This is a genomic window from Actinoplanes sp. NPDC021490 (genome assembly GCF_055562135.1).
In genome coordinates this window covers 197,770-224,286 of the sequence record NZ_JBVHFW010000015.1, presented here as the reverse complement: position 1 = coordinate 224,286, position 26,517 = coordinate 197,770, and the positions used below count along the sequence as shown (strand labels likewise).

23 protein-coding genes are annotated in these 26,517 nt (G+C 69.6%); 10 read left to right on the top strand and 13 right to left on the bottom strand.

All coding sequences use genetic code 11. The features are described 5' to 3' along the window. Positions 1 to 136 precede the first annotated feature (136 nt). Positions 137 to 1,180 carry a hypothetical protein gene (locus tag ACZ3I4_RS33575; protein ID WP_465386083.1) on the top strand — a complete coding sequence of 348 codons (1,044 nt, stop codon included), beginning with the start codon at positions 137 to 139 and terminating at the stop codon, positions 1,178 to 1,180. On the opposite strand, the gene ACZ3I4_RS33570 is transcribed toward ACZ3I4_RS33575, so the two are convergent. Next, on the bottom strand, positions 1,177 to 2,247 hold the full coding sequence (locus ACZ3I4_RS33570) for a type IV secretory system conjugative DNA transfer family protein (RefSeq protein WP_465386082.1): 1,071 nt from the start codon (positions 2,245 to 2,247) through the stop codon (positions 1,177 to 1,179). The two genes, ACZ3I4_RS33575 and ACZ3I4_RS33570, sit on opposite strands and share 4 nt — an antisense overlap. Before the next feature lie 134 nt (positions 2,248 to 2,381). Between ACZ3I4_RS33570 and ACZ3I4_RS33565 the strand changes: the two genes are divergently transcribed. Continuing rightward, positions 2,382 to 6,254, top strand: a complete 3,873-nt coding sequence (locus ACZ3I4_RS33565; RefSeq protein WP_465386081.1) for a protein kinase domain-containing protein — start codon at positions 2,382 to 2,384, stop codon at positions 6,252 to 6,254. Positions 6,255 to 6,455: 201 nt separating this feature from the next. Here ACZ3I4_RS33565 and ACZ3I4_RS33560 read toward each other — a convergent pair whose 3' ends face one another. The 7 genes from ACZ3I4_RS33560 to ACZ3I4_RS33530 form a co-directional block, all read right to left on the bottom strand. Further along, positions 6,456 to 6,719 (bottom strand): hypothetical protein, encoded by a 264-nt coding sequence (locus ACZ3I4_RS33560; protein ID WP_465386080.1) that lies wholly within the window; start codon positions 6,717 to 6,719, stop codon positions 6,456 to 6,458. Positions 6,720 to 6,799: 80 nt separating this feature from the next. Beyond that, a complete protein-coding gene (locus ACZ3I4_RS33555) occupies positions 6,800 to 8,371 on the bottom strand; it encodes an amidohydrolase family protein (RefSeq protein ID WP_465386079.1) in 1,572 nt (523 codons plus the stop codon). Beyond that, complete coding sequence (locus ACZ3I4_RS33550; protein WP_465386078.1) at positions 8,368 to 8,952, bottom strand: hypothetical protein; 585 nt, start codon at positions 8,950 to 8,952, stop codon at positions 8,368 to 8,370. Before ACZ3I4_RS33550 ends, ACZ3I4_RS33555 begins: the two co-directional genes overlap by 4 nt. Then, on the bottom strand, positions 8,949 to 9,626 hold the full coding sequence (locus ACZ3I4_RS33545) for a hypothetical protein (protein ID WP_465386077.1): 678 nt from the start codon (positions 9,624 to 9,626) through the stop codon (positions 8,949 to 8,951). Before ACZ3I4_RS33545 ends, ACZ3I4_RS33550 begins: the two co-directional genes overlap by 4 nt. Beyond that, positions 9,623 to 9,910, bottom strand: coding sequence for a putative quinol monooxygenase (locus ACZ3I4_RS33540; RefSeq protein WP_465386076.1), 288 nt, complete (start codon positions 9,908 to 9,910; stop codon positions 9,623 to 9,625). The genes ACZ3I4_RS33545 and ACZ3I4_RS33540 overlap by 4 nt, the downstream gene beginning before the upstream one ends. Further along, positions 9,910 to 11,235 carry a phenylacetate--CoA ligase PaaK gene (gene paaK, locus ACZ3I4_RS33535; protein WP_465386075.1) on the bottom strand — a complete coding sequence of 442 codons (1,326 nt, stop codon included), beginning with the start codon at positions 11,233 to 11,235 and terminating at the stop codon, positions 9,910 to 9,912. Before paaK ends, ACZ3I4_RS33540 begins: the two co-directional genes overlap by 1 nt. 83 nt (positions 11,236 to 11,318) lie before the next feature. Further along, positions 11,319 to 12,257, bottom strand: a complete 939-nt coding sequence (locus ACZ3I4_RS33530; RefSeq protein WP_465386074.1) for a phosphotransferase — start codon at positions 12,255 to 12,257, stop codon at positions 11,319 to 11,321. Positions 12,258 to 12,293: 36 nt separating this feature from the next. Between ACZ3I4_RS33530 and ACZ3I4_RS33525 the strand changes: the two genes are divergently transcribed. Continuing rightward, positions 12,294 to 15,545, top strand: a complete 3,252-nt coding sequence (locus ACZ3I4_RS33525) for an NACHT domain-containing protein (RefSeq protein ID WP_465386073.1) — start codon at positions 12,294 to 12,296, stop codon at positions 15,543 to 15,545. Positions 15,546 to 15,672: 127 nt separating this feature from the next. On the opposite strand, the gene ACZ3I4_RS33520 is transcribed toward ACZ3I4_RS33525, so the two are convergent. Then, complete coding sequence (locus ACZ3I4_RS33520) at positions 15,673 to 16,065, bottom strand: DUF1801 domain-containing protein (RefSeq protein WP_465386072.1); 393 nt, start codon at positions 16,063 to 16,065, stop codon at positions 15,673 to 15,675. A gap of 132 nt (positions 16,066 to 16,197) precedes the next feature. On the opposite strand from ACZ3I4_RS33520, the gene ACZ3I4_RS33515 reads away from it, so the two are divergent. The 3 genes from ACZ3I4_RS33515 (at position 16,198) to ACZ3I4_RS33505 (ending at position 18,184) form a co-directional block, all read left to right on the top strand. Next, positions 16,198 to 16,917: a hypothetical protein gene (locus ACZ3I4_RS33515; RefSeq protein ID WP_465386071.1), complete on the top strand. Its 720-nt coding sequence runs from the start codon at positions 16,198 to 16,200 to the stop codon at positions 16,915 to 16,917. A gap of 24 nt (positions 16,918 to 16,941) precedes the next feature. Further along, positions 16,942 to 17,568 carry an NADPH-dependent FMN reductase gene (locus tag ACZ3I4_RS33510; protein ID WP_465386070.1) on the top strand — a complete coding sequence of 209 codons (627 nt, stop codon included), beginning with the start codon at positions 16,942 to 16,944 and terminating at the stop codon, positions 17,566 to 17,568. 337 nt (positions 17,569 to 17,905) lie between these two features. Continuing rightward, a complete protein-coding gene (locus ACZ3I4_RS33505) occupies positions 17,906 to 18,184 on the top strand; it encodes a hypothetical protein (RefSeq protein ID WP_465386069.1) in 279 nt (92 codons plus the stop codon). 49 nt (positions 18,185 to 18,233) lie between these two features. Here ACZ3I4_RS33505 and ACZ3I4_RS33500 read toward each other — a convergent pair whose 3' ends face one another. Next, positions 18,234 to 19,868, bottom strand: coding sequence for a VWA domain-containing protein (locus ACZ3I4_RS33500; RefSeq protein WP_465386068.1), 1,635 nt, complete (start codon positions 19,866 to 19,868; stop codon positions 18,234 to 18,236). A 190-nt stretch (positions 19,869 to 20,058) separates the two neighbouring features. On the opposite strand from ACZ3I4_RS33500, the gene ACZ3I4_RS33495 reads away from it, so the two are divergent. Continuing rightward, positions 20,059 to 20,535 carry an Lrp/AsnC family transcriptional regulator gene (locus tag ACZ3I4_RS33495; RefSeq protein WP_465386067.1) on the top strand — a complete coding sequence of 159 codons (477 nt, stop codon included), beginning with the start codon at positions 20,059 to 20,061 and terminating at the stop codon, positions 20,533 to 20,535. A 391-nt stretch (positions 20,536 to 20,926) separates the two neighbouring features. Continuing rightward, positions 20,927 to 21,478 (top strand): GNAT family N-acetyltransferase, encoded by a 552-nt coding sequence (locus tag ACZ3I4_RS33490; RefSeq protein WP_465386066.1) that lies wholly within the window; start codon positions 20,927 to 20,929, stop codon positions 21,476 to 21,478. 192 nt (positions 21,479 to 21,670) lie between these two features. Here ACZ3I4_RS33490 and ACZ3I4_RS33485 read toward each other — a convergent pair whose 3' ends face one another. Together ACZ3I4_RS33485 and ACZ3I4_RS33480 are read right to left on the bottom strand one after the other, a co-directional pair. Next, the gene (locus tag ACZ3I4_RS33485; RefSeq protein WP_465386065.1) at positions 21,671 to 23,215 is read right to left on the bottom strand and encodes an APC family permease; all 1,545 of its coding nucleotides are present in this window, start codon (positions 23,213 to 23,215) and stop codon (positions 21,671 to 21,673) included. Positions 23,216 to 23,277: 62 nt separating this feature from the next. After that, entirely contained in the window at positions 23,278 to 23,916 is a 639-nt protein-coding gene (locus ACZ3I4_RS33480) for a GOLPH3/VPS74 family protein (protein ID WP_465386064.1), read from the bottom strand. A 231-nt stretch (positions 23,917 to 24,147) separates the two neighbouring features. Here ACZ3I4_RS33480 and ACZ3I4_RS33475 point away from each other — a divergent pair, with 231 nt between their 5' ends. Together ACZ3I4_RS33475 and ACZ3I4_RS33470 are read left to right on the top strand one after the other, a co-directional pair. Continuing rightward, entirely contained in the window at positions 24,148 to 24,996 is an 849-nt protein-coding gene (locus ACZ3I4_RS33475) for a helix-turn-helix domain-containing protein (RefSeq protein ID WP_465386063.1), read from the top strand. 41 nt (positions 24,997 to 25,037) lie between these two features. Continuing rightward, a complete protein-coding gene (locus ACZ3I4_RS33470; RefSeq protein WP_465386140.1) occupies positions 25,038 to 25,268 on the top strand; it encodes a DUF397 domain-containing protein in 231 nt (76 codons plus the stop codon). A gap of 563 nt (positions 25,269 to 25,831) precedes the next feature. Here the strand turns inward: ACZ3I4_RS33470 and ACZ3I4_RS33465 are convergent. Continuing rightward, a complete protein-coding gene (locus ACZ3I4_RS33465) occupies positions 25,832 to 26,344 on the bottom strand; it encodes a CAP domain-containing protein (RefSeq protein WP_465386062.1) in 513 nt (170 codons plus the stop codon). Positions 26,345 to 26,517 lie beyond the last annotated feature (173 nt).

Below are 26,517 nucleotides of genomic sequence, written 5' to 3'. Positions count from 1 at the left end.
CTCTCTCCTAAGAGGTCTGGTGCCGTGATCTCAGGTTCGTCGCCCGGGCCGGGCGGAGCGCGAAAGCTTGCGCGGCGCGGAGGGGCCGCAGATTATGGGTTCCGTGACGCCGCCAGGATCGCCCAACGGGACCGGGATGGTCACGGAGGTACACACCCCGTGCGATGCCGGGGATTCCCCGCTGCCCGACGTGTGCATGTATCCGGGGCACGTCAACCGGGTCATGGACAAGCGTTTCCAGCGGCGGTGCCGGGTCGTGCGGCTTCCCCCGGGCGGTCAGCTGTGGTTCGGCGCGCGCAAGCCCGACGGCGGCGGCCGCAACTGGCTGCAGGTCGGCCGGGAGGAGCCGGAACTGCCCTCCGCCGTCAGCAAGGTGGCCGGACGGATCTGGTTCACCTCGCTCCACGAGGGCTCCCGGGTGCTGGTGGAGAACCTGTCCAACAACAACATCCTGGAGCTGCGGTCCCCCCGGCTGCCCCGTCCGGTCACGCTCTATCCGGCCGTCCGCCCCGACCCGAACGACCAGCGGTCCGAGCTGCTGGGCACGCCGATGGTCGCGGTGCAGACCGAGAGCACCACGCTGACCATCTCCAACAAGAGCACCGATTTCGTGGTCTGGATCGAGGCGCCCATCCGGCAGTTGCCCGCGCTCAGCACCAGCTTCACCTCCGACCCGCGGCAGCCGCTGAGCCCGCGCGAACAGGAGGAGCTGGACGACGCGGCGTTGCGCGTCCAGCTGGCCGCGCGGGAAAACTTCCCGCTGCTCAGAGACTTCCTGCAGAGCGAGTCCGTACGGGAGAGGCTGCGGGCGAGCGAGACCCTGCGGACGTTCGTCAGCAAGAAGGGACCCGCCGCGCAGGACGGGCTCGAGGACTGGCAGGTCTACGTACGCCGGGAACTGCGGAATGTGGCCGAGGGCCGGCCGACCCACGAGATCCACCGGCTGATCCTGGAGGGCATCGGCGCCCCGCCCGCGCACGACCCGAAGTGGTACACCAACCTGGTCGCCGAGCATCTCGAGCCGGACCGCACGGTCAACGCCCGGCCCGGCGGCAGCGGCGGCCTCACCGAGCTGATCGCCGCGGTCAAGGGGTTGTGGGCGTTCCGGCGCTACCAGCTCGAGGCCTATCTCGAGCGCGAACCCGGCATCGGCCTCGGACGCGACCTCGACCTCACCTAGAGTTCGATCGGCTCGCGGCGCCCCCCGGTGGACAGGATCGGGCCACCACCGGCCTCGAGGAAAAGCTGCGAGCCGGTGTTCCTGACCAGCGCCGACTGATCGGCGCCGTAACGGGCGGTCAGCTGGGCCAGGTCGTGCCAGAGCGTGACCACCTGGACGCCCAGGCCCCGTCCGGTGGCCACCCACTCCGGGATCGGGCCGATACCGTCCGGGATGTAGGCGGCGTCGTCGACGAGCAGCAGCAGGGGCGGGTCCGCGGGCCGCGCCTGCAACCGCGACCACAGCCGGGTCAGCAGCGCGGCGAACAGCGGGGCGACCTGTCCCATCCGGAACGCCGGCACCGTCAGCGCCAGCGTCGACGGCTCGCGGAGCCGGTCGAGGGAGAAGTCCGAGCCGGTCGCGGCCCGGATGACGCCGGGCCGGTTGAACACCCGCAGGGCCTGGCACACCGTGGCCATCACGCTGGTGCGGGCCCGTGCCTCCAGGTCGAGGACGCTGCGCAGCATGCGGGCCGCGATCGGGTCGCCGGACTCCGCGACCAGCCGTTCGGCCTGGGCCGACCGGTCCCGCATGGCCAGGTCGGCGATCTGCCCGATGTCCAGGCCGGACCGGGCGCCGGCGAACAGGATCGGCGCCGTCCAGTTCTGGGCCAGCTCGGCCCAGAACTGCCCGTCCCGCAGGCCGCCACCGGTGCCGAGCAGCACGGCCGCCACGTCCTGGGCGTCGGTGAGCGAGCCGACCCACGAGATCAGGTCGAAGCGGGCGGTCGGCCGTGGCCCCTCGGGGTCGAGGAGCCAGACTGGGCCGCGTCGCAGCCGGGCCTCGTACGTGGCCTCGATCAGATCGGTCTTGACGCCGAGCACCACGGCGGGCCCGGGCCAGGCCGCGAGGATCGGCGCGGCGACCCGGCTGGTCTTGCCGGACCCGGTCGGGCCGACGACCGTCACCGGCATCAGCGGCGGGGCGTGGATGGGCTCGCCCTGCGGGGATCGGCCCAGCTCGACGCCGGTTGCCGGGGCCCGCGGAGGACGCCAGACGGGAATCGGCGAAGGGCTGGCAGATGACATGCGGCCGAGTGTGGTCGGGCCGTCCCGGACGCGCGCGCAAGCTTGCGCGCAGCCGGATCGCAATCCCCCGGCAGCCGGATGCCCGGGCCGCGCGGTTGCGGGCAAGCTGGGATCTCGCCGGCGGAAGGGGAGAGATGCTCGGGGAGCCGGAGCCCATCTCCGAACCGGGTCCGCCGGAGGACGAGTGGGTGTGGCCCCTGGCGGCCAACGGCCGGACCAGGCTGCGGCGGCTCGGCGAGAACGGCCGGTACGACCTGCGCGGCACGTTCGGCGGCGGCGGTCAGGCGTACGTCTGGTACGCCCGCGACGAGGTGAGCGGCCGGCCGGTGGCGATCAAGATCCTGCGGCCGGACGGCACCTTCGGCGCCGGTCGGATCCCGGAGCGCCGGATGGTCCGCGAGGCCCGCATCATGGCGTCGATCGAGCCGCACGCCAACGTGATGCCGTCGCTCGGCAGCGGCCCGCCCCACCTGATGCGGCCGGACGACGAGGGTCTGCGGCCGGCACCGGGCGACTCCCGCGACCCGTGGGTGGTCATGCCGCTGACCCCGCACCACCGGCTGGGCGACCTGATCGCCGACGGCCCGCCCACCCTCGACGACTGGCTCCGGCTGGCCCGGGGCTATGCGGCCGGGCTGGCCCACCTGCATCGGGCCGGGATCGTCCACCGTGACCTGTCACCGGGCAACGTCCTGCTCACGGCGGGCGGCCCGGTGATCACCGACTTCGGGGTGTCGTGGGCGCCGCAGTGGGTCGACGAGGGCATCGAGCAGACGATGAGCACCGGCCTGACCCGCAAGGCGGTGAACGGCACCCCCGACTGGCACGCGCCGGAGGTGCTGGCCTCCCCGCTGGGCGAGCGCCCCGACCGCCGGCCGTCGGCCGACGTCTTCAGCTGGGGGCTGTTCGTCGCCACCGCCTCGGCCGGACGCCACCCCTGGTCCAAGACCGCCGGGAGTGTCGCCCTGGAGGACTTCGAACGCGACCGGATGCGCGGCGGGGACCCGGCCTACGCGGTGGACGGCCCGCTGGCCGAGGCGGGTGACTGGGCGGTGCTGGTGCTCGATGCGCTCGCCCCCGATCCGGCCGACCGGCCGACGGCGGCCGAGCTGGTGAGCGCGCTCGATGACCAGCGTGCGCGGCGCCGCCGCCGGTCCCGGGCGCCGCGCCGCAAGCCGGTGCGGGACGACGATACGGTCGCCGCGGCCGAGGTGCTGCATCAGGCTCTGCGGGAACGCTGGCGCAACGATCCCGTCTGGGTGCGGGTCGGTGCGGGCCGCCGGCTGCCGATCGACTGGCCGGGCGAGGACGAGGCCGCCCCCGACGCGGCCCCGAGGCTGATCCGCACCTGGCAGCGGGACGGCGACAGCGCCCGTACGGTGGTGCTCGGGGCGGCCGGGTCGGGCAAGTCGGAGCTGCTGGTCGGCGTGTTCCGCGAGCTGCTGACCGGCTGGAAGAGGGGCGAGCCGCTGCCCCTGCTCGTTCCGCTGGCGTCGTGGGATCCGGCCCTGACCGACCTGCGGAGCTGGCTGATCGATTGGCTGCACGTCAACCATCGCTTCCTCGACCGCCCGGCCGACGGTCCGGTGCGCAAGTCGCAGGCGGCCAAGCTGCTGGACGATCAGCATTTCGCGCTCATCCTGGACGGGCTGGACGAGGTTTTCGACAAAGCCCCTTCCCGTACGGTCGTCGAACAGCTGAACAACCTGGACGGACCGGCCCAGATCCTGGTCAGCTGCCGCGACGGCAACCCGGTGACCGACGAGCTGTTCCCCGGCGGCGCCAAGGTGACCCTGAACTCGCAGAACCTGGAGACCGCCACCGACTATCTCCGCCGCCGCGCCGCCGACGAGCCACGGTGGGCCCCGGTCGTGGCGAGCCTGCCGCACCGGCCCGACCTGGCCACCGTGCTCCGGACCCCGCTGATGATCATGCTGGCCGACGCGGTCTACAACGCCGACGAGGAGCATCGGCCCCACCCCAGCGAGCTTCTCGACCGGCACGGGCCCGAGGAGATCAGGCAGCACCTGCTCCGCGGGTTCGTGCCGGCCCGGTACACCGAGGAGCCGGTCGACTATCCGGCGCCGGACGCGGGCCGCTGGCTCGGCTATCTCGCGCGCATGGTCGCCGACACCGGCGAGCTGCGCTGGTGGGAGCTGCGGGTCACGTCGGCGCCCCGGTCCCGGCTGCTGCTGCACCTGCTCACGCTGATCGCCGTGGTCGCCTGGACCGCCCTGTCGGCCGGCGTCATGAACACGTGGGTCTTCGGCAGCACCGTCACCGGCGTCACCGACGCGATCCGGATCACCGCCGCCGCGCTGGTCTGCTACGCCGCCCTCTACCGGGTGACCGGCAGTTATCCGGCCGCGGTGCTCGCTGTCATCGGGGCCTACATCACCGGCACGCTCAGCGGCTCGTACGACCTGGCCCTCGGCTCCGGGCTGGCCGCCGGGTTCGCGTGGCGGCCGTTGTCCTTGCGGCCGCCCGGACGCGGTGGCGACCTGATGCGGGCGGTCCAGGTCGGGGTGGCCGCGATGGCGGTCATCGCGGCCATCCGCACGCTCTCCGTCTTCGTGCCCCTCGACGACGCCCTGGTCGTCGGGTTCGCCGCGGGCACGTTCGACGGTTTCACCCTGCGCTGGGACGAGGACGTCAACGGCTGGCTGGCCACCGGTCTCACCGCGGGCCTGCTGACCTGGATCGGCATCCAGGTGACGCGCGGCGGCAAGGTGCTCGGCTCGTCCCGCTGGTGGACGCGGCCCGAGTTCCACGGCCTGGTCGCCGCGGTCCTCGTCGGGGCGGTCAACTCGTGGGCCGACGGCGCCCGCCCCGGCATCGATCAGCCGTGGCTGCTCGGCCCCGGTGACGGTCTGGCGGCCGGCACGGCGGTGTGGTGGGTGTCCTACTGGACGCGAGGGCCGGGCGAACGGCCGGTCTACGGACGGGCGGCCAGATGGGCGGGGGCGGTTCTGCTGGGCGGCCTGACCGCCGGGCTCAACCTGCTCGGCTACGCCGCACGGGCCGACGTCGAGGCCGATCTGGTCCGGGCGCTGGGCGAGGGCGCGGCGGTGGTCGTGCTGGTTTTGCTGGCGATGCGGGAGCGGCCCGCGAGCGGCGGGCGGCGCTCGCTGCGGCAGGTGCTTCCGCCGGCTCTGCTGGCCGGATCGGCCGGGCTGGTGCTCGGCGTCGCGCACGCCCAGTCGGCCGGACCGGCCCGGGGCGCCGCCTTCGGGGTCACCTTGACGCTGGCCGCGCTGTTCTTCCTGATCCGGGGCCCGGTCCGCTCCGGCCCGGCCCGCCTCGATCCGGTCGAGGCCGCTGTCGCCGGGCTGACCGTGGTCGGCCTGCTCGCCGGGTTCCCCTACGCGCTGCTGTTCGCGTTGATCTGTGGGCTGGCCTCGCGGGTGTCGACGGACATCGCCCAGCGCAAGCTGCCGTCGCTGCGGATCAACGCGCCCTGGCAGCAGATCGCCGGCGGGGCGCTGCTGGGCGCGATGGGGGCCTTCGCGGCCGGGACGAACGGGTTCCCGCTGTACTCGATCCTCGTCATCGGACTCACCGGCGGCGTGGCCGGGGCGTACGCGTTCGGCATCCGCGGCGACGACCCGAGCAACCGCCTCGCGGCCTCCCCGGCCACCCTGTTCCGCCAGGACCGGCTGGTCTTCCTCCGGATGACGGCCGTGATCGCGGTCGCGATCGGGATCGCCGTCGGTTTCCGCACGGCGGCCGGGGGCCAGTCCGGGGCGGCCGCCGTGGCCGGGGCGGCCGGCACGCTGGCCACGTACGGGCTCACCGCCGGCTTGGTGATCGCGGCGTCGTCGACCCGGTACGGCGTCTTCGTGATCCGCAGCGCGTGGCTGGCCGCGGGCGACGAACTGCCGTGGCGGCTCATGCGTTTCCTCGACGACGCCCACGGCCAGCGGCAGGTGCTGCGGGCGGCCGGATCGGCGTACCAGTTCCGCCACGAGCTCCTGCGCGAACAGCTCGCCTCAGCCGACCACCGGTGACGCCTCCCCTGACCCCCGCACCAATCCGGCGCGGGGGGTCGGGGAAGCGGGCGGCGTCAGGAACAGCGGCCCCACTGACAGTTGTGACGCGACGTCGGCATCCGATGCGCCTCGGCCTCCTTGCACCAGGCGCATTTCGGTTTGCCGGCCTTGGTGCACGCACACGATGACATGGCTACCTCCTTGTGGATTCTTTGATGGTCACGGACGGCTTTGTGCCGCCCGGCGTTCCGCCGCCCGCTCGTTGAAGACGATGTGCGGTTCGGGCCGTCCGCGAGCCAGCCAGATGATTAGAGTCACCGGCCAGAAAAGAAGCGCGGAAAACATGCGCCAGAACCAGAGAAAACCGAATCCGTCACGACCGAGAATCTTGATGCGGCCCTGTCCGACGCCGGCGCGATGCCGGACGGCGACCATACCGATGAAGAAACCGGCAAAATAGATGAGAGCGAGAGTCGCTGCCATGGCGTCTCCTGTGTTCGGAATTCATCAGCACTTCCGGTGGACGCCGAGAATTCCACAATGGTGCGAGCGGGGGCCAGAGACTATCGGCCGACCCATTCCGGGTTCCGCCCGAGGAAGGCCGCGAGACGATCACCGGGACCGGCGCCGGGTGGCGCGGGAACGGGCGGGGCGAAGTCCCGGCGGTCGCGCGCGGTGGCGGGGAGCAGGCCGGTGGCGATGCGGTGGGCCGCCGTGGCCAGGGTGGGATCGAGAGGAGCGCGGTCGTTCAAGGACCTGGCCAGGTCCCAGGAGTGGGCGGTCAGTTCCAGCACGAGGCCGGGAAGCGTCATGGGGGTGGTTGTCCCGGCGGCCGCGGCGGCGACGGCGAAGTCCCGGTTGAGCGTCCGGAAGGTGACGGCCTCGGGGGCGCTGCCGCGGGTTACGGCCACGATGTGGGCCAGCAACGTGCCGACGTCCCAGCCGGTGCACGGGGTCGGCCGTTCGAGGTCACGCGGTTCGAGGCGGGCGAACAGGCGGCGATGGGTGTCGAGCGCGGTGGCCAGGAGGGTGCGTAGTTGCGGGATCGTGAGTTCGTAGGCCGGGGGCGGGAGCGAGAACAGCTCGCGCGCGTTGCCCTCCAGGAGGGCCCGGAAGACCGGTGGCGACAGGCGCTCGGCCAGGCGCAGCAGGGAGCCGTTGTAGTTCTCGCTCATCTCGATGTTCGGGGGCTTGCGCACGAAGTGGGCCGGGCCGTCGGTGGCGGCGTCCGAGCCGAAGAGAACCCGGTCCGGGCCGACCTCGTCGATCAGGCGCTCGACCTCGCGCGAGGCGCACCACGACGTCTCCAGGTGCAGGTTGGGCCGGCGCCTGGCGTGCCGGGTGGCGCGTTTCCGGCCCTCGGGGAGGCCGAGAAACGTGTGGTAGAGGACGAACTGGACGGTGGGGAAGCGTGCGGCCAGCCGGGCGATGCGATCGGGGTCGGCCGGGCCCGGGGCGCTGTGGATGGTGACGGGCACCCGGGCCTCGGCGGCCACCGACAGGTAGGGGTCGAGGGCCTCGGTGTCGGCCGGGAAATTGTCGTATGCCGGATGTAGCTTGAGTCCCGCGGCGCCGTTGGCCAGCCTCCGGCGTACGTCGTCGGGGTCCGGTCCGAAGGGACGCACCCAGACGAGCTGGGTCAGCCACGGAGTCGCCGCGGTCGCGATCTCGACGAAGTCGTTGTCGCCCCACGAGACGACGGCGTGGGTCATGCCGCCGGAAAAGGCGGCCGCCCGCAAGCTGTCGAAGCCGAGCGGGCCGCCTCCGGGCGCGCTCGCGTGCACGTGCGCGTCCACCGGGTCGAGGGCGGTCCAGAGCCGATAGTCGCCGCCGTGGTTGTTGTCGCAGTGGGAGCTCTCGGAGTTCGCGGAACGGACCACACAGTCGAGGGCCAGCCGTCCCTCGGTGGGCACGGAGGCGACCCAGGCGCCCGAGTCGAGGCGTTCCATCGGCACGTCGCGCGGCGACTTCCAGCCGTCGTGGCCGACATGAAGGACCAGGTCGCGGCCTTCCCGGGCGAGCGGGCCGGTGTAGAGCACCCGGCGGCGCGAGCCGGGCGGCTCCAGCCAGCGGAGGGGCCGGTCGTAGCCGGACGGGCGGTCGAGCCGGCCGGACCCCGGGTCCGGGCCGGTCACAGCTGCATGTTCCAGCCCGTGCCGGCCTCGCCGGTCCACGACTCGTGGTCGGCTGCCGGGTCGGGATGGCCGTTGCTGATCAGGTGATAGCCGTAGCGGATCGTGCTGCCGGCGATGCCCCACACCGAGCCGCGGAACACGTGCGGCAACGGCTGGGCCCGCACGAACTCGTACAGGTCGCCGGCCGCCGGGGCCGAGTCGAACGACGGGAACGGCAGGCCGTCCATCACGGCGCTCGTGTAGTTGGGCACGTCCTGCGAGCTCCACACGATGCCGACCGAGGTGCACAGACCTTCCCGATCCTCGTACGCGACCTCACGCGCGACGATGTCCTCGGTGAAGACCGGCGACGCCGTACGGCCGGTGGCCGTCACGACGAAGAAGAAGTGGTGCAGCGACAGGCCGTCGTCCCGGGGCACCTCGAGCACGGCCGAACGCAGCGGCCCGCCCGAGGTGACCACCTGATCGGCCGACGACCAGTCCGGCGGCGTGCCGCGCGGCGAGGTCGTCCAGTGGATCTGGACCATGGCGATGCCCGGCCCGGGGTCGACCCACGTCTTCCGCAGTCCGAAAATGCTCACAGGTGGTGCGTCCAACAGTTGTCCCCTCCCGGCGCCGACGACCCGTACGGGCCCAGCCAGGTCTCGCTCTTCTCCTCCGGCGGATACATGCGCCCGATGTGGTATTGCTGCACGATTGTCGCCCCGCGCGGCCCCCACATGCGCGAACGGAACCGGTGCGGCAGGTGCAGCCCGTACAGCAGCTGGTATTTCTCGCGGTGAAAGCGTTCCTTGTCCTCGTACGTGTAATAGTTGGTCGCCACGAATTCGGAGTCGCCGGGCACGCGCGGATCCTCCATCGGGCTGTAGACGGGCGCCCGCCAATCCCCGACCGACCAGTAGATGCAGATGTTCGTGACCCAGCCGCTCGGGTCGTCGTATTCCAGATCCCGATAGACGATCTCCTCGGTGAACAGGTCGGTCGTCCAGCGATGCCCGTTCTGGTGAACCTCGAAGTAATAGTGGAAACGGTATTCGGGAGTCGACCACCCGTGCTCGATATCGCGGACCGTGCGCGGCATGCGCAGCACCTTGAGCCGCTGCCGGGGATAACCGCCGAGATCCTGCAGCACCCGGGCCTCGTGCCCCCAGCTCCAGTCCGGCCACTGCCCGGGCGGCGTCGCGGTGTAGTGGATCAGCACCTGCTCGACGCCGTCCTCCTGGTCGGTCCAGCCCTTCGGGTAATACCAGCTCATGCGCCGATCACCTCGTATGTGCGGACGCTCGGCATCCCCATGAGCAGCGGCGGCAGGGCCCGGTAGAAGTCCCCGGTGGCCGGCTGGTCGAGATAGCGCTGCATGTTGTCGACGCTGTCCCAGCTGGACACGGCCATCACGGTGTCCCCGCTGCGCAGCGACTGGGCGAACACGATGCCCGGCGCGTGCGCGACCACGTCCCTCTCCTGCCGGACGAGCAACTCGGCCACCTGATCGATCGTGCCCGGACGCGCCGTCGCCTCGAGAATGCGGAAGACGGCCATCACTTCTCCCGGTGGTCGACGAGCCGCTGGATCTTGCCGGCCGACCGCCCCAGCGTCTCGGGCTCGACCACCACCACCTCGACCGACGTGCCGACGGTGTCCTTGACCGAGCGGGCGACGTCGGCCCCGGCCGGTTCCCGCCGATCGGGCGCGCAGTCCGGGCGCGATTCCACCTGCACGGTGAGGTGATCCATCCGCCCGCGCGTCGTCAGCACCAGCTGGAAGTGCGGCGCGAGTCCGGGCGTACGCAAAATGATCTCTTCGATCTGGGTCGGGAACAGGTTCACCCCGCGCAGGATGATCATGTCGTCGGTGCGGCCGGTGATCTTCTCCATGCGCCGCATGCCGGGGCGCGCCGTGCCCGGCAGCAACCGGGTCAGGTCGCGCGTGCGATAGCGGATGACCGGCATCGCCTGCTTGGTCAGCGACGTGAACACCAGCTCGCCCGGCTCGCCCTCGGGCAGCACGTCGCCCGAGCCCGGATCGATCACCTCGGGATGGAAGTGGTCCTCCCAGATGTGCAGGCCGTCCTTGGTCTCCACGCACTCCTGCGCCACCCCGGGCCCGATCACCTCGGACAAGCCGTACACGTCGACCGCGTCGATGCCCGCGCGTTCCTCCATCTCCGCGCGCATCTGCTCGGTCCACGGCTCGGCCCCGAAGATGCCGATCTCCAGGCTGGACTTGCGCGGGTCGAGGCCCTGCTTCTCGAACTCGTCGATCACCGTGAGCATGTACGACGGCGTCACCATGATGATCCGCGGCCGGAAGTCGGTGATCAGCTGCACCTGCCGCGGCGTCATCCCGCCCGACACCGGAATGACCGTGCACCCCAGCCGCTCGGCCCCGTAATGCGCGCCCAGACCGCCGGTGAACAGGCCATACCCGTACGCGTTGTGCAGCCGGTCGCCCGGTCGCCCGCCTGCCGCCCGGATCGAGCGGGCCATCACCGTGGCCCAGACGTCGAGGTCGTGCTCGGTGTACCCGACGACCGTGGGCCGCCCGGTCGTGCCCGAGGACGCGTGGATGCGCCGCACCTCGCCCTCGGGCACGGCGAACATGCCGAACGGATAGTTCTCGCGCAGGTCGGCCTTGCTCGTCGTCGGGAACTTCGACAGGTCGGTCAGCTCGCGGCAGTCGTCGGGATGCACGCCCGCGGCGTCGAACGCGCGCCGATAGTGCGCGACATTGTCGTACGCGTGCCGCAACGTCCACTGCAGCCGCTGCAACTGGACCGCGCGCAGTTCGTCCACGCTCATCCGCTCGGCGTGATCGAGCATGTCCGGCGGCGGTGCCTGCCCGCGCGGAGAGGATTCAGCCGTCATTGGCGCGCCTCCGTCGGTCGATCCACGGTCGGTAATCACCCGATCGACGTACAGCTCACCAAAGCCCTCGCGGGGCACCGATGTCAAGACACCGGCGTCGGCTCCGGGATCTCCGCGAGGTAGTACGCCACCGCCGTGCCGAAGTCGTCGCCGACCGGCAGGGCCGCATCCCGCAGCGCCCTTTGCCAGGCGGCGGCCTTCGGCACCCGCCCGACGTGACAGGCCAGAACGGCCGATCGGCGCAGCTTTTCCGCCGGGGCCAGATCGGACCACACTTCGAGATAGGCGTCCCGCAGTCCGGCGAGCTCGGCCGGCGTGGTCTGCAGAAAATGCCGCACCGAGCCGAGCGCGACCAGAAGACAGCTGAACGGGTGCGCGACGGCGGAATCGCCCCAGTCGAAGAAACGATTTCCCGGGAAGACGTTGTCGTCGTGCAGGTCGTCGTGCTGCAGCGAGGCCGGAACGCCGTCCGCCGCCAGTTCCGCACACCATTCCCCGTACGTTTCGAGGTCGACCTCGCCGTCCACGGTGGTCTCGGCCAGCAATTCCCGCAGCCGGCCGGGCAGCATTTCCGGACGCATGTCGGGCACACCCAGGTCCGTCATCGACCGTGCGTGCGGAGCCAGGGTGCGCTGCAGAACGGCGTACGCCTGCAGCATCTCCCGCCAGGCCCGCAGCCGCGCCTCCCGGTTGTCGGGAAGCGCCTCCCGCAAGGTGGGCCCGAGATCGGCGGTGAGCAGCCAGCCGCGCTTCTCGTCGACCGCGAGCGGCGTCAATACCGAATCGGGCGCCCAGCCGGCCAGCGCTTTCACCAGCCCGGCCTCGTACGCACAATCCATGGTGTTCGCCTTGAACCACCGGATGCCGGCCGCGGTCGGCGCCTTGTGCGTCACCGACCAGGGGCGTACGCGGGTCTCCTCGATTTCGCCGGTGACCGGGGTGCCGAGCCCTTCGAGGGTCCCGCGGATCCAGGAATGGGCCGTCGCCTGCCATTGCCGGTCATGCCAGTCGTTCGCGCGCATGAACCGGGACTTTAGGCGGTACGACATCATGAAGCGATGCCCCAGGGTCTGTCCTACACCGACGCCGTACGCATTCTGGGCGGTTCCGGGCCACTGGCCACGGCCGTCGACAACCTGCTCGGCGGTGCGCTGTCGGTGGCGACGGCCGGCGGCAGCGATCTCGCGATCAGCCTGTTCGACGCCAAGACCGAGATGGTCCGGCTTGGTGGCCTGGTCTCCAGCAAGATCAATGATTCCGTACGGGGCCTGGGTCGTTACGAACGCAGCGAGCGTTTGCAGGCCGCGCACGCCGTGCTGGTCGTGGCCGCCTTCTTCGAATCGCTCGACGAATGCCTGGCCGCCGCCGGAGTCGACAATCCCGGGTTCAGCCGGGACGACCAGCTCCAGGTCGTCGTGCCCGGAGCCGGCGACGGGCTGATCGAGCATCTGCTGTCCGCGCCCGTCCCGATGCCCGGCCCCGACGTTCCCTACGCCGCCCTGCTGAGCCGCCTCGACGACTGGTTCGCCGCCACGGCCCAACGCATGATCTTCCACCTGCCCGGCCTGCGGATCTGGGAGGACGCCGGCGATCACGCCCGGCGCACCCTGACCGGCCTGCTCGGTCAGAAACTCCCGCCCGCCGCGCTCCGAAGATTCGAAGAGCTTCACCGCCGCCTGGCCGAGCAGATCCCCGAGTTCGCGATCTGGTCGGAACGCCTCGAGGCCCGGGCGGCGGCCCGCGGCCTCGAACGCCTCGAATCCCTGCTGCTCGAGGCCACCTCCGGCCGCGACCCCGGCCGGCACCGGGCCGCCCTGGCCCGCGCCTACCGCGCCGACCTCCGACGCCCCGTCCTGGGCGGCGACGCCGGCGACCTGCAACTGCCCGCACTCGGCGCCGCCTACCTGGACCCGATCTTCCGCGTACGCACGGCCGGCCCCGGCGCCCGCCCGGCCGACGACCACTGGTGGGCCGACGCCGCGACCAGCACCGACATCGCCGGCTTCCTGGCCTCGTACCTGACCACCACCCGAGCCACCGAGGCGCCGATGCTGCTGCTCGGCCAGCCTGGCGCGGGCAAGTCCTCCCTGACCCGAATCCTGGCCGCGCGCCTGCCCGCCTCGGACTTCTTCGTCTGCCGGGTCGCGCTGCGCGAGGTCCCGGCCGAGGCCGAGGTGCAGGACCAGATCGAACTGGCCCTGCGCGCGGCAATCGGCGAAACCGTCTCCTGGGCCGCCCTGTCCGAAACCGGCGGCGCCCTGCCGGTCGTGCTGCTCGACGGCTTCGACGAGCTGCTGCAGGCCACCGGTCTGCACCAGTCCGACTACCTGCAACGGGTGGCCGCCTTCCAGCAGCGCGAGGCCGCACTGGGCCGCCCGGTCGCCGTCATGGTGACCAGCAGGGTCGCGGTGGCCGACCGCGCCCGTCTGCCCGTCGGAGCCCTCGCCGTCCGCCTCGAACCGTTCGACGATGCGCAGATCGAGCGCTGGCTGACCGTTTGGAACGCCGGCGTCACCCGGCCGCTCACCCTGGACGTGCTCCGCCCGCTGCGCCACTTGGCCGAACAGCCGTTGCTGCTGCTGATGCTGGCCCTGTACGACGGGGCCGAGGGCGCCCTGAGCGACACAGCCAACGAACGCGCATCATCGCTCAACGGTGGTCAGCTTTATGAGCGTTTGCTGGCGTCGTTTGCTGCGCGCGAGGTCAGGCGCCTGCACGCCGGGCAACCCGATGACCTCATGCCCGCGCTGGTCGAGCAGGAGTTGCTGCGCCTGTCCGTGGTCGCGTTCGCCATGTTCCACCGGCTGCGGCTGTGGGTCACCGAGCGCGAACTCGACGCCGACCTGGCCGGGCTGGGTCTGACCCCGTCGCGTCCGGGCCGCACCGAGGCGTTCCGTGCCCCGATCACCGCCGGTCAGGAGATGGTCGGGCGTTTCTTCTTCATCCAGCGTGCGCAGGCCGTCCAGGACGATCAGACCCTGCAGACGTACGAGTTCCTGCACGCGACGTTCGGCGAATACCTGGTGGCCCGGCTCGTCGTGCAGGCCGTCCGCGACACCGAGGCGCGCGAGCGGGCGAGCACCCTGGCGTTGCGACTGGGTGCGGCGCCGGACGACGACCTGCTCGGTTCGTTGCTCGGGTTCACGTCGCTCACTGCGCGGGCCACCATCCTGCCGTTCATCGCCGAACAGTTCGGGGGCGACGATCGTGAGCGTTTGCGCGCGTGGCTGGTTGGGCGCACCGGCCAGGCGGTGACCCGTCCGGCGTACGGGGAAAGCTCGTATCGCCCGGTCGACAAGCGCATCGATCATTGGATGGCGACATATTCGTTCAACTTGCTGTTGCTCACCCTTGCGTGCGGCGGACAACTTCGCGCATCCGAGTTGTTCACCAGGACGGACGATCCCGCGTACTGGATGCGCGCTTCGGCGTTGCAGTGGCGGGCAGCCATCCCCGGCGACATGTACATGGATGCGCTCGAGATTCTGCAGGTCACCCGGGTCTGGCACGAGGGCCGGCGCGACATCACGCTAGAGCTGACACTGGACTGGACGGCCAACCCGCCAGGCCCGATGGACGTCGGCTGGTTCAACGATCACCCGCCGGGAAGCGAGCATCCGAACGTCTATCGCTCAGAATTCGCCGTGCACACCTTGCTCAGATCGATGCACCTGAGCAACTCCCTGGGCGACAGCACGATGCTGCACACTTTGGAGCCGCTGCTCACGCTGATGCCCGACGCGCTGACGACTTTTGTCGCAACGGACGGAATCGAACAGTCCCTCGCGCGCAGCCTGGTCGAACTCTGGCTCGCCTCCGCCTCGGGCAACGAACGACCGGAGGCGCGGGCCGACCGCTACCGGCGAGTGGCGTCCGCCATCGTTTCGATCGACCGAGCGAGGCCGGACGTCCCCGCACTCACCGGACTGTTCATGCAAGCGCTGTACGCCGACATCGAACGCCTCCCGGGCGAACTCGTCGACTACATGACTGAGGTGGTGGTGGTAAGCGATCCCCGGGCATCCGACCGAGCCGGCGAACTGGCCGTGCGTTGCATGCTGCATCCTCGGGTGATCGGCCGCCCCACGTCGGTCGACTCGTTGCTCCAACTGATTCTGGATCACATGGCCACCCTCGATGAGGAACTGCTGACCCGGGCCCTTCACGCGCTTTTCGACGATGGCACCCTCGAGCCCGAATATCTTGCGGAGGTCGTGACCCGGTTGGACGCTCATGACGGTGGCCGGCGGGTGGCCGCCTTGGAACTGCTCGATCCGGCCCTGACGGCGCGCCTCTCCGCTTTCCGGTGACGTCATCCGCTCCGGATCGGCCTCGACCTCAGCCGGGCGGGCGGCACAGCGGGACGGGGCGTTCCGTGCTGGGGCGGGTGAGATCGGCCGGCGAGACGCTCCTCGTACGGGTGGCCCGGCGAACCGCTTATTCGGTGACTTCGGCGGTTTCGTAGGAGCGGGCGACAATGTCGCGCAACGCAGCCTGATCGGCCTTGTCCACGCGCTTCACATACAGGCAGCCCTTGCCCCGGGTGTGCGGTCCGAGGCGTTCGAGCAGATCCCCGTACGCCTCCAGATAGCCGGTCAGATAGAGCACGGTCTGCGCCTTGCGGGGTGCGAACCCGACCGCGGCCACGTCGCCCTCGCGGCCCGACTCGTAGCGGTAGTGCCGGGAGCCGAAACCGATGATGCCGCTGCCCCACATTGTCGCCGGTTCGCCCGTGACCTCGCCCATGAGGCCGACGAGCAGGCGTGCGTCCCGCCGGCGTTGCTCGTCTTCAATCGTTTCCAGGAAAGCCTCGACGTCGTCTTTCGCCACGGCGAACAGAATCGCACAGAAAAGGGGCCGGGAGCAGGGTCGGAGCAGGTCGGTAGCGATGCCCGCGCGAACGGGTGCGGAGGCCGTCCGGCCGCCTACCGTGATCGTTACCCCCCTCGAAAGGACCCCCATATGAGCCTGCGCCTGACCGCCGTCGCGGCCGCGACCCTGGCCACCCTGTCGATTCCCGGCGCGGCGCTGGCCTCCCCGGGCAAGGACCGTGACCGCGACGGCATGCCGGACAAGTACGAGAAGGCCAACGGGCTCAACCCGCGCAAGAACGATGCGCGCGGCGACAAGGACCGCGACGGACTGCGCAATCTTGCCGAGTTCCGGGCCGGCACCAACCCGTCGAAGGCCGACACCGACGGGGACGGCATCCGCGACCGCGACGACAAACTGCCCAAGGTCAAGGACGGGTCCAAGGCCAAGTTCCGGATCACCTCGTACGACTCCACGACCGGGGCGCTCGTGGTGGCGTACGGGAAAGGGTCGTCGTTGACTGTGACCGTCACCGGCGAGACCGAGCTGGAGTGGAAGGGGCACCGCAAGGGATGCACCTCGCCGGCCACGGTGGCCAACCTGGTCACGGGCGCCGGCATCGACAAGCTGAAGCTGGGACGGCCGTCGTCCGACGACTCCGACGAGACCGAGCCCGACGACTCCGATCACGCCAAGCCCGACGACTCGGACCACGCCAAGCCCGACGATTCCGATCACGCCCGGCCCGACGATTCCGATCATCACTCCGGGCGGGACGACGCGGGGCATCACGCTCGTTCGGCCACCCCGGCGAGTGACGCCACTCCGGTTGCCGAGGAGATCGGGCTGGTCTGCGCCGCGGGCTCGTAACGCGGGGGCTCTAGGCTCGTCGGCATGACCCGCATCCTGCTGATCTCGGGCAGCACCCGCGAGGACTCCTTGCAGACCGCCGCGCTGCGCACTGCTGCACGTTTCGCTCCGGACGACATCAACGCCGGCCTGTTCGAGGGCTTGCGCAGTGTCCCGGCGTTCGTGCCCGGCGAGCCGAACCCGCACGACACCGTGGTGCTGCTGCGCCACCAGGTGCGCATCGCCGACGCCGTGCTGATCAGCACCCCCGAGTTCGCGGGCACGCTGCCCGGCAGCCTCAAGAACCTGCTCGACTGGCTCATCGAGGACAACCTGCTCGACGGCAAGCCGGTGGCCTGGCTGTCGGTGTCGGGCGAGGGCGAGGACTACGGCGCCCGCACCACGCTCGAAACCGTCATGAGCCACACCAACGCCAAGGTCCTGCGCGCCGCATGCATCCGGGTCCCGATCGATCCCGCCTCGGTCGACCGCGCCGGCCTGATCACCGACCCGAGACTGCACCAGGCCCTGCAGGACGCGCTGCAGGCCCTGGTCCGGGTGCTGGCCCTCAGCGACGCCCCACCCCGCCCGGCTTGGCAGCACTATTCGTCCGTGTTCCCGGTGATCGAACGCCGCGACACCTCGGCCCTCCCCGACTGGCAGGCCGGCTGACCCACTGGCGGGCCGGCTGACTCACTGGCGGGCCGGCTGACTCACTGGCGGGCCGGCTGACTCACTGGCGGGCCGGCTGACCCACGACCAAGCGCCGCCGCGGGCACGGCTCGGCCGAGTTGTTGCGGCGGTATTCGACCGCGGCGCCCGTCCGAGTCCGATTTGCCGCAGTTCAGGGGCGGGCCGGTCGGCGCGGGCCAGGGCCAGCCGCCCGCACCACACCGGCGCCGGGAAGAGCACGTAGAACATCAAGAGGCCGATGAGCAGGACCGAGGCCGCTTGCTGTGCCCACCGGGTTTCTTGTCCGTCAGTTGTCGGTGACGGACGGGGAGGCGGCGTGAACGACGAGCAATGGAATCGGGACTTCTGGCGGCGGTTCGATGCCAAACAAGCCAAGATCGATGCCGATTACCGCGCGTGGCAGCGCAGCCAGGGGATCGAGGACTCCGGCTCGTCGGGGTGCGGCTGTTTCGTCTGGCCCGCGGCGGTGCTGTTTCTGGTGGTCATGAGCCTGGTGGTCTGCTGCGGCAGCGGCGGCCTGCTTCAGCGCGGCGGGAAGTGCTACGAGGTCGACTTCTCGGTCTGTTTCTATCGAGTAGTCGACGAAGTGCTCTGACGCGTTTGTTCGCGCGGAGAGCTGCCCCGGCGACCGCGCCGGCCGGGTGTCAAGCGCCCTTGCGGCTGGCTATGGCCTCGAGGAAGATTTCGCCGATCTTGGCGGGGTCGGTGGCGATGAAGACGCCGCCCGAGCCGGAGGCGCCGACGATGGCCTCGAGTTCCTTGCGGTCGATGGCTGTGCCCATGCCGATGATCACCATGCGGACGGGGCGGGCGGGGTTGCGGAGCTTCGTCATGCGGGTGACCAGTTCGTCGATCGTCAGGCCGCCGGGGTTGTCGTTCTGGCCGTCGGTGTAGATGACCACCGAGTTCGACACGCCGGGACGCCAGCCGCGCAGCATGGTCTGGTAGGCGGCGAGCGCTGTGTCGTAGAGGCCGGTGTCGCCGCCGCGCTTGGGGACGATCTTGGCGATGGCGGCTTCCAGTTCGGGGCGGTGGGTGGCGCAGGGGGAGATCGGGACGTTCTCGATCCAGGGGCGCTTGCCCGCCATGTTCGTCGAGAACGTCCAGTTACCCACCGACCAGCGGTCGTCGAGCAGGCCCAAGCCCTGCCGCGCGACGCCCTGCGTGACCACGGCCCGGGTCGCGCCGCCGGCGGTCGGGACCTTCTCGTTCATCGAACCAGACACGTCGAAGACGGCCAGCATCCGGCCGGGCTGCGTGATCGCGGTCCAGCTGCCGAGCAGTTGGGTGATCGCCTTGGCGTTGATCGGCGCGGACGGCGGGACGACCGGGGGAGCGTTCTTGGGGGCGGCGAAGCCGGGGCCGGGCGTGCCGCCGGGGCCGCGGACCCCGGCCTTGGCCAGCTCGTCGCCGAACAGGCCGGTGCGCAGGGCGGTGCGCAAGGTGCTTGCGGCGGCCGCCTTCGGGGGATCAATTCCGGGCATGACCGCGTACGGGTAATCAAGCACCACGGACGCGGTGGGGTAGGCGGCGGCCAGCGGGGTGGCGGGGCCGTTCCGGTTGTACGCGATGACGTCGGCCTCGGACAGCGGGACCAGGCCGATGTCGCCGGTCTGGAACTTCTGCAGCACGGCGCCGCGGAGGCCCGACCGGTTCTCGGCCAGCGCCCGCATCGCGCCGACCCGGAGCTTCGCGTTGGTTCCGGCCGCGCCGGCGACGGCGATCAACCCGGCCAGGCCGGTGGCGTCGCGTTCGGGGTCGACGACGGCGGGCCGCAGGGTCTTGTCGGTGGCGATCCGCTGGGCCAGACCCGCGAGCGACGGCGGGTTCGGACCGGGGGCCGCGAAGACCAGGGGGCTCTCGGCCACCGACCCGAGCACCACCGGCACGAACCCGGGCGCCTCGGAGGCCAGTCGCTGCAGCCACATGCCCGAGTCGGGGATCCAGACGTCGGCCGTCGTGTCCTGTTTGCGGGTCGCGCCGGTGACCAGGTTGACGCCGTGCTTCTGGCCGACCGCGGCCGCCATCGCCGTGGGGTCGACGGCGGCCACGGCGACGGTCACGCAGGCGCCGTTGCCGGTCCAGTCGCCCGCGGCGGCCCGGACGGCGGGCGCGATCTCGGGGGCCGCGGCCACCTTGAGCGCGACAGTCGTGGGGCAGTCGTCGGCGGACAACTGCCGGTATCCGGCCCATCCGCCTCCGGCCAGTGCGACCACGACGACGGCGGTGACGGCGGCGATGATTCCCGAACGCTGGAGCGGACGATGACGGCCAGGCATCGAGCCAGCATGATCTCGCCGCCGGGCCGGGGCCATGGGCGTACGGGGAAATTCTTTCACTAAAGATGCAAATAGTTACTTGTCGATCACCCGTCGCGCGGCGCCGCCGGAACGCATCCTGCACATCCATGTGCTTGCTTGCTGTGCAAACGCACAGCAGAATGACCGGGAACGGGGGAGGATGGCAACGATGCGATCTCTGGACGCGACCGATGCGCGCATTCTGCTGGCGCTCGACGCCGATCCCGACGCCACCGTGGTCGCCCTGGCCGAGCGTCTGTCGATGTCGCGCAACACCGTGCAGGCCCGGTTGCGCCGCATGCGCGAGTCGGGCGCCCTGGGGGCATATTCGCGCAGGCTCGAGCCGGCGTCGCTGGGTTATCCGCTCATGGCGTTCATGACGCTGTCACTGAGTCAGCGTGAGGGTGACGCGGTGGCGCAGCAGATCGTCCGCATCCCCGAGGTGGTCGAGATCCTCGCGACGACGGGCGACGGCGACCTTCTCGTACGCATCGTCGCCCGGGACACCGGCGACCTGTACCGCATCACCAACCTGGTCGTGGCCGCGCCGGGGGTCGTGCGCACCTCGACGTCGATCGTCCTGCACGAGGTGGCGCCGAACAGTGTGGACGGCCTGTTGCGTCGTCACACGGCGGAGTCACGCTGACTTACGCATTGTCACCGAACAATATTGTCGTTCGGATACGAATAGGCCCTCCCGCCGGAAATGATCTTTCTCGCTACTGAGCTTTCGCGGAAAAGAAAAGGCGCGCGACATCGAGTTGTTCAAGGGCCTGCACCAGGGGTAATGCGCACGATGTCTAGTACTCCGGGGCCTGAACAATGTGCTGAATCGAGGGACGAATCTACTGTGGCCACTGCAACTTGCACACCAAAACGGGCACTCGACGCGTCCGGTAGATGAATTGGCACATTCAATCCGTCGACACTCATTGTCGCGGTCGGGTAACCCTTCGTACTCTGATGGTCAACAATCATCGATCAAGATGAGTGCGAGAAGCGGGCCGACCTGGCGGCGGCCTGCGGGGGAGCCGAACATGCTGATCAAAGTCATCGACCGGATCACCGACCAAGCCCTCCACGAGACAATGTGGAACATGTATCGGGATGCGTTCGAGGAGCTGAACCACCTGGCGGTTCAGCGGCATCTGATGTTCCGGTCCGAGTTCGACGAGGTAATGGCGGACACGCGGGTCGACAAGTACCTTGCCCTCGATGACGACGGCACCATCTGCGGCGTGGCCACCTATACGAACGATCTCGACGCGGTGCCGTTGATCGCACCGCAGTACTTCGAACGGCACTGGCCCGAGCACTACGCCGCGAACAAAATCTGGTACATCGGCTTCGTGGCGGTGAGCCCGCACGCGCAGGGTCGCGAGGCGTTTGCCCAGCTCGTGGAGCAGATGTACATGGTCGCCTCGGCCCAGAACGGCCTGGTCTGCCTGGACATCTGCAACCACAATGACGAGGTGCGGCGGATGTCCCGGGTGTTCCGGATGATGGTGAGCCGGCTGTCGGACAACATGAAGTTCACGCGGATCGACCAGCAGTCGTACTGGCTCTACGAATTCCCCTCGGCAGCCTGACGCTCTCGCGCAAAAACGCGGCAGGCCGCCGACTTTGTCGACGGTCTGCCGCGGAGCTGGGGGGAAACCTTCAAGCCATAGGCGACCTCCGTGTCGAGACGGGTGCTGACCTCTCGGTAGCCGCGTTATCGGGTACGGCCACCGGTTCTTTCCGCCCGGCCCGCGCGACGTCTCGCGCGAGCCGGTGGAAGCTCAGTACGGATATCCGCTTCCGCTGCGGGCGCCGACCGGATCGGCGTGCAAGGCCCGCAGCATGGATGCGCTATCGGGGACGACGCTCACCCGCCCTTCGGTGCCGCGGCCGATTGCCGCGTAAACCTCCGGACGTGCGGCCCGCATGATCATTGCCCAGACGAAGCCGACCAGGGCAACGGCCAGATAAAGCGCGGGAATGAGCCACTGGAACGGTGAATCACCGTCGACTTGAAGCAGTTCACCGAAGCCGATGCACGTCGCCGCCAGCACCACCGTGAGCAGCAGGAAAGCCGCGGCCGGTGCGACGTACGCCTTCCAGATGCTCTCCCCGCGTTTGTTCCGCATGAAGAACGCCAGGACCGCGGCCGACGCGGCCCACATGAGAATGAGGACGCCGAGGCCGCCGATCGTCGTGAGCCAGGCGAAGACGAAGACCAGCGGGTCCGAGCCGACCAGGGCGTACAGGCTGAGCACGATGATGGCCAGCACGCTCTGGGTGATCGAGCCGAGAAGCGGAGCTCCCGTACGCGGGTGGGTGCGCCCCCATGCGGCCGGGAGCACGCCCTCACGCCCGAGAGCGAACTGGTAGCGGGACACCGCCGCGTGGAACGCGAGCAGCGCCGCGAACACGCTAGTAAGGAAGAGGACGTAGCCGAGGTCGATCAGGAAGCCGGGCAGATGCGGCCCGACGAGCTGGAAGACCAGGTCGGTCTGGTGCGTGGCGGCTTGCGCGGCGATCTGGTCGGGGCCGGTGTTGACCGACATCGCCCAGGCCGAGAGCGCGCACAGGACGCCGGCCAGGATCACCGCGATGTGGGTGGCCCGCGCGATCGTGCGCTTGGGGTCCTTCGCCTCCTCGGAGAGCACCACGGTGGCCTCGAAGCCGACGAAGCCGGCGATCGCCAGCACCATCAGGATGCCGATCACCGGGGTGGCCAGCGGCGCCGGGGAGAACTGGGAGAAGGTGATGTGGCCGTCGGCCGGGTTGCTGATCATCACGAGGTCGTAGATCAGCACGACAGCGATCTCGAGAACGAGCAGGACCGCCAGGACCTTGCCGCTCAGGTCGACCCAGAGCAGGCCGAGGATCGCCACGGCGAACCAGGCGCCTATCGCGCAGGCGTACCAGGGAACGGTGAAGCCGAACGCGGCCAGGATGCCGCTCGCGACCGACCCGAACAGTCCGAACAGGCCTATCTGCATGAGTGAGTAGGCGGGTAGGGCGACGAAGGCCGCTCCTACGCCGATGATGCGCCCCAGCCCATGACTGATGTATGAGTAGAACGCGCCGGTGTTGACGATGTGCCGGCTCATGGCCACGAAGCCGACGGTGAACAGGGACAGCAGCCCGGCCGTGACCAGATAGGCGATCGGGACGGCAGTGCTGCCGATGATCGCGTAAATGGTGGTGATCGATCCGATGATCACGGTCAGCGGTGCCGCGCCCGCGACTCCGAAGAACACCACCGAGGGGACGCCCAGCCTGTTCTTGGCCAGCGCCTTCGTGACGATGTCCGGTTCTGCGGGTTCCATCCGCGCCATCAACAGCCTCCCGGCCCAGTGTTCAGAGTTGTTGCGCCCGAGGTGGTGGCGCCCGATGCCGCTCACCGGCGGCCAACAGTGACAACCGAGCCCACGGAGGCTTCGGTGTATTCGACGAGCTCCCGGAGGTCGGCCGGGAGCGACCCGACGGCGCTGGGCAGCGACTGGAACGCGTGCCGGTGCGCCTCGAAGTCGTAGAGCACGTGCCGGGTGAGCCCGGTCGCGGCGACCAGGCCGATCAGCACCCGGTCACTGATGCTCATGCCCATCCCGCGAACCAGCATGTTGGCCAGGCGGGCGGGCGCCCACGCGGCCGCGTTGCGCTGGGCCGCGCTGTTGGGCATATAGAGAGTCTCGGTGGAGAGCATCCGCCGCTTGGTGACCGCCTCGACCGCGCCGAGGCGGGTGAGTCGTTCGCCAACGCGAATCGCCGCGTCCTGGGAGAGGAAGGCCAGCCAGATCCGGACGTCCCGGTGTTGCGGCTGAGCGACCAGCAGGTCCAGCACGTCGTGCGCGAGCGCGTCCGACGGGGGATGCCGGTCGAGGATGATCAGATCTCCGTCGGAGATGCCGATCCGGCCTTCCATGATGAGTTCGCCTAGTAGTGCAGCGGCCAGGCCTAGGCCGGTCGCACGTGGATGGAGACGGGACCGACCGGTGCGGTCCTCGTGTGCGATCAGGAAGTACTGGTCAGCCAACACGCCGCCACGCCCCTTAGACAACGTCTTGATGGTCTCTGGTCGGGTTGGCAGTGAGCACCACGGCCGCGATGATCACTGTCGGTAGAAAACGCTGTAACTCGATGTCCGCGCATCATGTACCCGCCGAAGAGGCTGATACAAGAAGGCTAGTACTTTTTGTTTGGTACGCCGTGTTTGGATCATGAAGGCCTGGGCCGTACTATCGGTCTCACTAGGACCGAGGGAGTCCAGGTGTCCGTTGATGAAGGGCCAACCCTGCGCCGCCGCCGTCTGGGAGCTGAGCTCAAACGGTGTCGCGAAGCAGCAGGATTGACGCAAGAGAACGTCTCCAGGCATTTCGAGTGGCACGCGGCCAAGGTCACGCGCATCGAGACCGCACGGGTGGCGGTGACCCCACGCGACGTCAAGGACCTGCTGACCCTGTACGGCGTGGGTGATCAGGACTACCGCGAGGCGCTGGTCGAACTGGCCCGGCTGTCCCGCGAGCGAACATGGTGGACGGACTACCGGGACATCATGCGTCCCGGCAACTTCGTCGGCCTCGAAGCGGCGGCCGCCTCGATGCGGGCGTGGGAGCCGATCATCGTGCCCGGGCTGCTGCAGACCGAGTCGTACATGCGCGCGCTGATCCGCACCGGCCGATCCAACGAGTCACCACAGCAGACGGACCGCCGGGTCTCGCTGCGACTCACCCGCCAGGTGCGCCTGCGCGGGGAAAGGCCGCTCGAACTCACCGCCATCATCGACGAATCGGTGGTACGCCGGATGGTGGGCGGTGACGACGTCATGAACGAACAGCTCCGGCATCTGATCGAGGTCGCTCAATTACCGAATGTGATGCTGCAGATTCTGCCGTTCAGCGCCGGCGAACACACGTTCCTCGGCGGTTCAGCAGCGCTTTTGGAGTTCCGGGAGACCACCCATTTGGATGTTGTCTATCTTGAAGGTCTTGCGGGAGACTACTACGAAGAGCAACCGGCCGAGGTCGTTCGATACCGGCAGGAGTTCGAGCGATTGAGTGCCAGGGCGCTCGACCACAGAATGACCATCAAGATGATCGAGAGCCTGCTCGTCGCGTAGTGCTCTTCGAGACAACCGCATATCGAAGGGGGGTGCTTGAGTTGCTCACGCACCAGCTGAACGCTGCTGTTCTCACGGGCGCGGTCTGGAAAAAGGCCAGCCGTAGCAACGGCAACGGTGGAAACAACTGTGTCGAGGTCGCGTTCCTCGACCAGGGAGTCGCTGTCCGGGACAGCAAGGACCGCTCCGGTCCTGCGCTGATGTTCACGACGGCGGAATGGGCCGCCTTCGTCGGCTCCGCCAAGGACGGCGAGTTCGACCTCGAGGCATAAGCCGAACTCTATCGATAAGCACGCACCGGTGGGAAGTGCCTACTTAAAGTCATCTTTCCGAGGGCGCGTGCTTTTCAGGGTGCCGTGGTTCCCCTCACCAGGAGTCGCGGCACCCGCACTCAGAATCACTATTCTCACCCATTCCGGTGAACTTTGTGCGACGCCTTCACGCCATTCACCGCCGTCCCGTTTTCGGTCATCAGGCGTACGTCGGGAACGTCGTCGTGCCGAAATGAGACCGTTCCCGCGACGCCCCGCACATCGTCGGCTACCGATGCCACGAGGAACTTGCGTTGCCGCAGGGATTTCGAGCGCCCGATCGTCGTAACGTGAACCCGGCGCGCGATAGTCGGCCACTTGCGCCGCGTCCCGGGCGCCCGGCTCGAGGCGGCGCGGCTGGTGCCGCCCGACACACCTTCGTTCCGCCGGTATGACCGTTCTGGACGTGTTCGGCGGCCGGCTGCCACCGCGTGGGAACGGGCTCTTCGCGGTGCCTGGTACAAGACAGAAATGCCGCACAGCGGGTGCTGTGCGGCATTTCGGCTGTGCGCCGTGCTTTGTCTTCAGACGCGGCCGAAGTCCTGGGTCCAGTACGGGGAGCCGCCCGACGTGAAGGCCAGGCCGACGCCGACGGCCACGCTCGAGCAGTTCAGGATGTTTTTGCGGTGGCCCGAGCTGTTCATCCAGCCGGTCACGACCTGCTTCGGGGTGCGGTAGCCGTAGGCGATGTTCTCGGCGGAGGCGCCGTTGCGCGGGTAGCCGGCGCGGACCTCGCGGGTGACGAAGTTGCTGCCGTCCGACCCGGTGTGGTCGAAGAAGCGCTCCTGGACCATGTCCTGGCTGTGCGCGCGGGCCGCCTTGACCAGGCGGTCGTCGATGCGCAGCGCCTTGCAGCCGCGGGCCGTGCGCTCGGCATTGGTCAGCTTGACGACCTCGGTCTCGTACGCGGCCTGGTCGACTGCCGCGGCCTTCTTCGGCGCCTCGGCGGTGGCGGCCGCGAAGGCGGGGGCGCCGGCAAGGGTCGGGATGGCGATCAGGGCGGCGGTGACGATGGCGCGGCGGACGAAACGCTTCAAGTTCGGGCTCCTTCGGACGTTCGGCTGCTGTCAGCGATACCGATCGGGGCGTGCGCGCCCGGATGAAGAAGGGGACCCGGAAGGCAACGTCGGGCAACCCAGCCGCACCGGTGGTGCCCGATTTGCCCGATAAAAGGAAGCGACGCGGGGCCGGCTGCGTCAAGCCGGCCCCG

Coding starts and splice junctions, on each gene's coding strand:
- ACZ3I4_RS33575 (WP_465386083.1), top strand. CDS start 137: ATGGTCACGGAGGTACACACCCCGTGCGATGCCGGGGATTCCCCGCTG.
- ACZ3I4_RS33570 (WP_465386082.1), bottom strand. CDS start 2,247: ATGTCATCTGCCAGCCCTTCGCCGATTCCCGTCTGGCGTCCTCCGCGG.
- ACZ3I4_RS33565 (WP_465386081.1), top strand. CDS start 2,382: ATGCTCGGGGAGCCGGAGCCCATCTCCGAACCGGGTCCGCCGGAGGAC.
- ACZ3I4_RS33560 (WP_465386080.1), bottom strand. CDS start 6,719: ATGGCAGCGACTCTCGCTCTCATCTATTTTGCCGGTTTCTTCATCGGT.
- ACZ3I4_RS33545 (WP_465386077.1), bottom strand. CDS start 9,626: ATGAGCTGGTATTACCCGAAGGGCTGGACCGACCAGGAGGACGGCGTC.
- ACZ3I4_RS33540 (WP_465386076.1), bottom strand. CDS start 9,910: ATGGCCGTCTTCCGCATTCTCGAGGCGACGGCGCGTCCGGGCACGATC.
- paaK (WP_465386075.1), bottom strand. CDS start 11,235: ATGACGGCTGAATCCTCTCCGCGCGGGCAGGCACCGCCGCCGGACATG.
- ACZ3I4_RS33530 (WP_465386074.1), bottom strand. CDS start 12,257: ATGCGCGCGAACGACTGGCATGACCGGCAATGGCAGGCGACGGCCCAT.
- ACZ3I4_RS33525 (WP_465386073.1), top strand. CDS start 12,294: ATGCCCCAGGGTCTGTCCTACACCGACGCCGTACGCATTCTGGGCGGT.
- ACZ3I4_RS33515 (WP_465386071.1), top strand. CDS start 16,198: ATGAGCCTGCGCCTGACCGCCGTCGCGGCCGCGACCCTGGCCACCCTG.
- ACZ3I4_RS33510 (WP_465386070.1), top strand. CDS start 16,942: ATGACCCGCATCCTGCTGATCTCGGGCAGCACCCGCGAGGACTCCTTG.
- ACZ3I4_RS33500 (WP_465386068.1), bottom strand. CDS start 19,868: ATGCCTGGCCGTCATCGTCCGCTCCAGCGTTCGGGAATCATCGCCGCC.
- ACZ3I4_RS33495 (WP_465386067.1), top strand. CDS start 20,059: ATGCGATCTCTGGACGCGACCGATGCGCGCATTCTGCTGGCGCTCGAC.
- ACZ3I4_RS33490 (WP_465386066.1), top strand. CDS start 20,927: ATGCTGATCAAAGTCATCGACCGGATCACCGACCAAGCCCTCCACGAG.
- ACZ3I4_RS33485 (WP_465386065.1), bottom strand. CDS start 23,215: ATGGCGCGGATGGAACCCGCAGAACCGGACATCGTCACGAAGGCGCTG.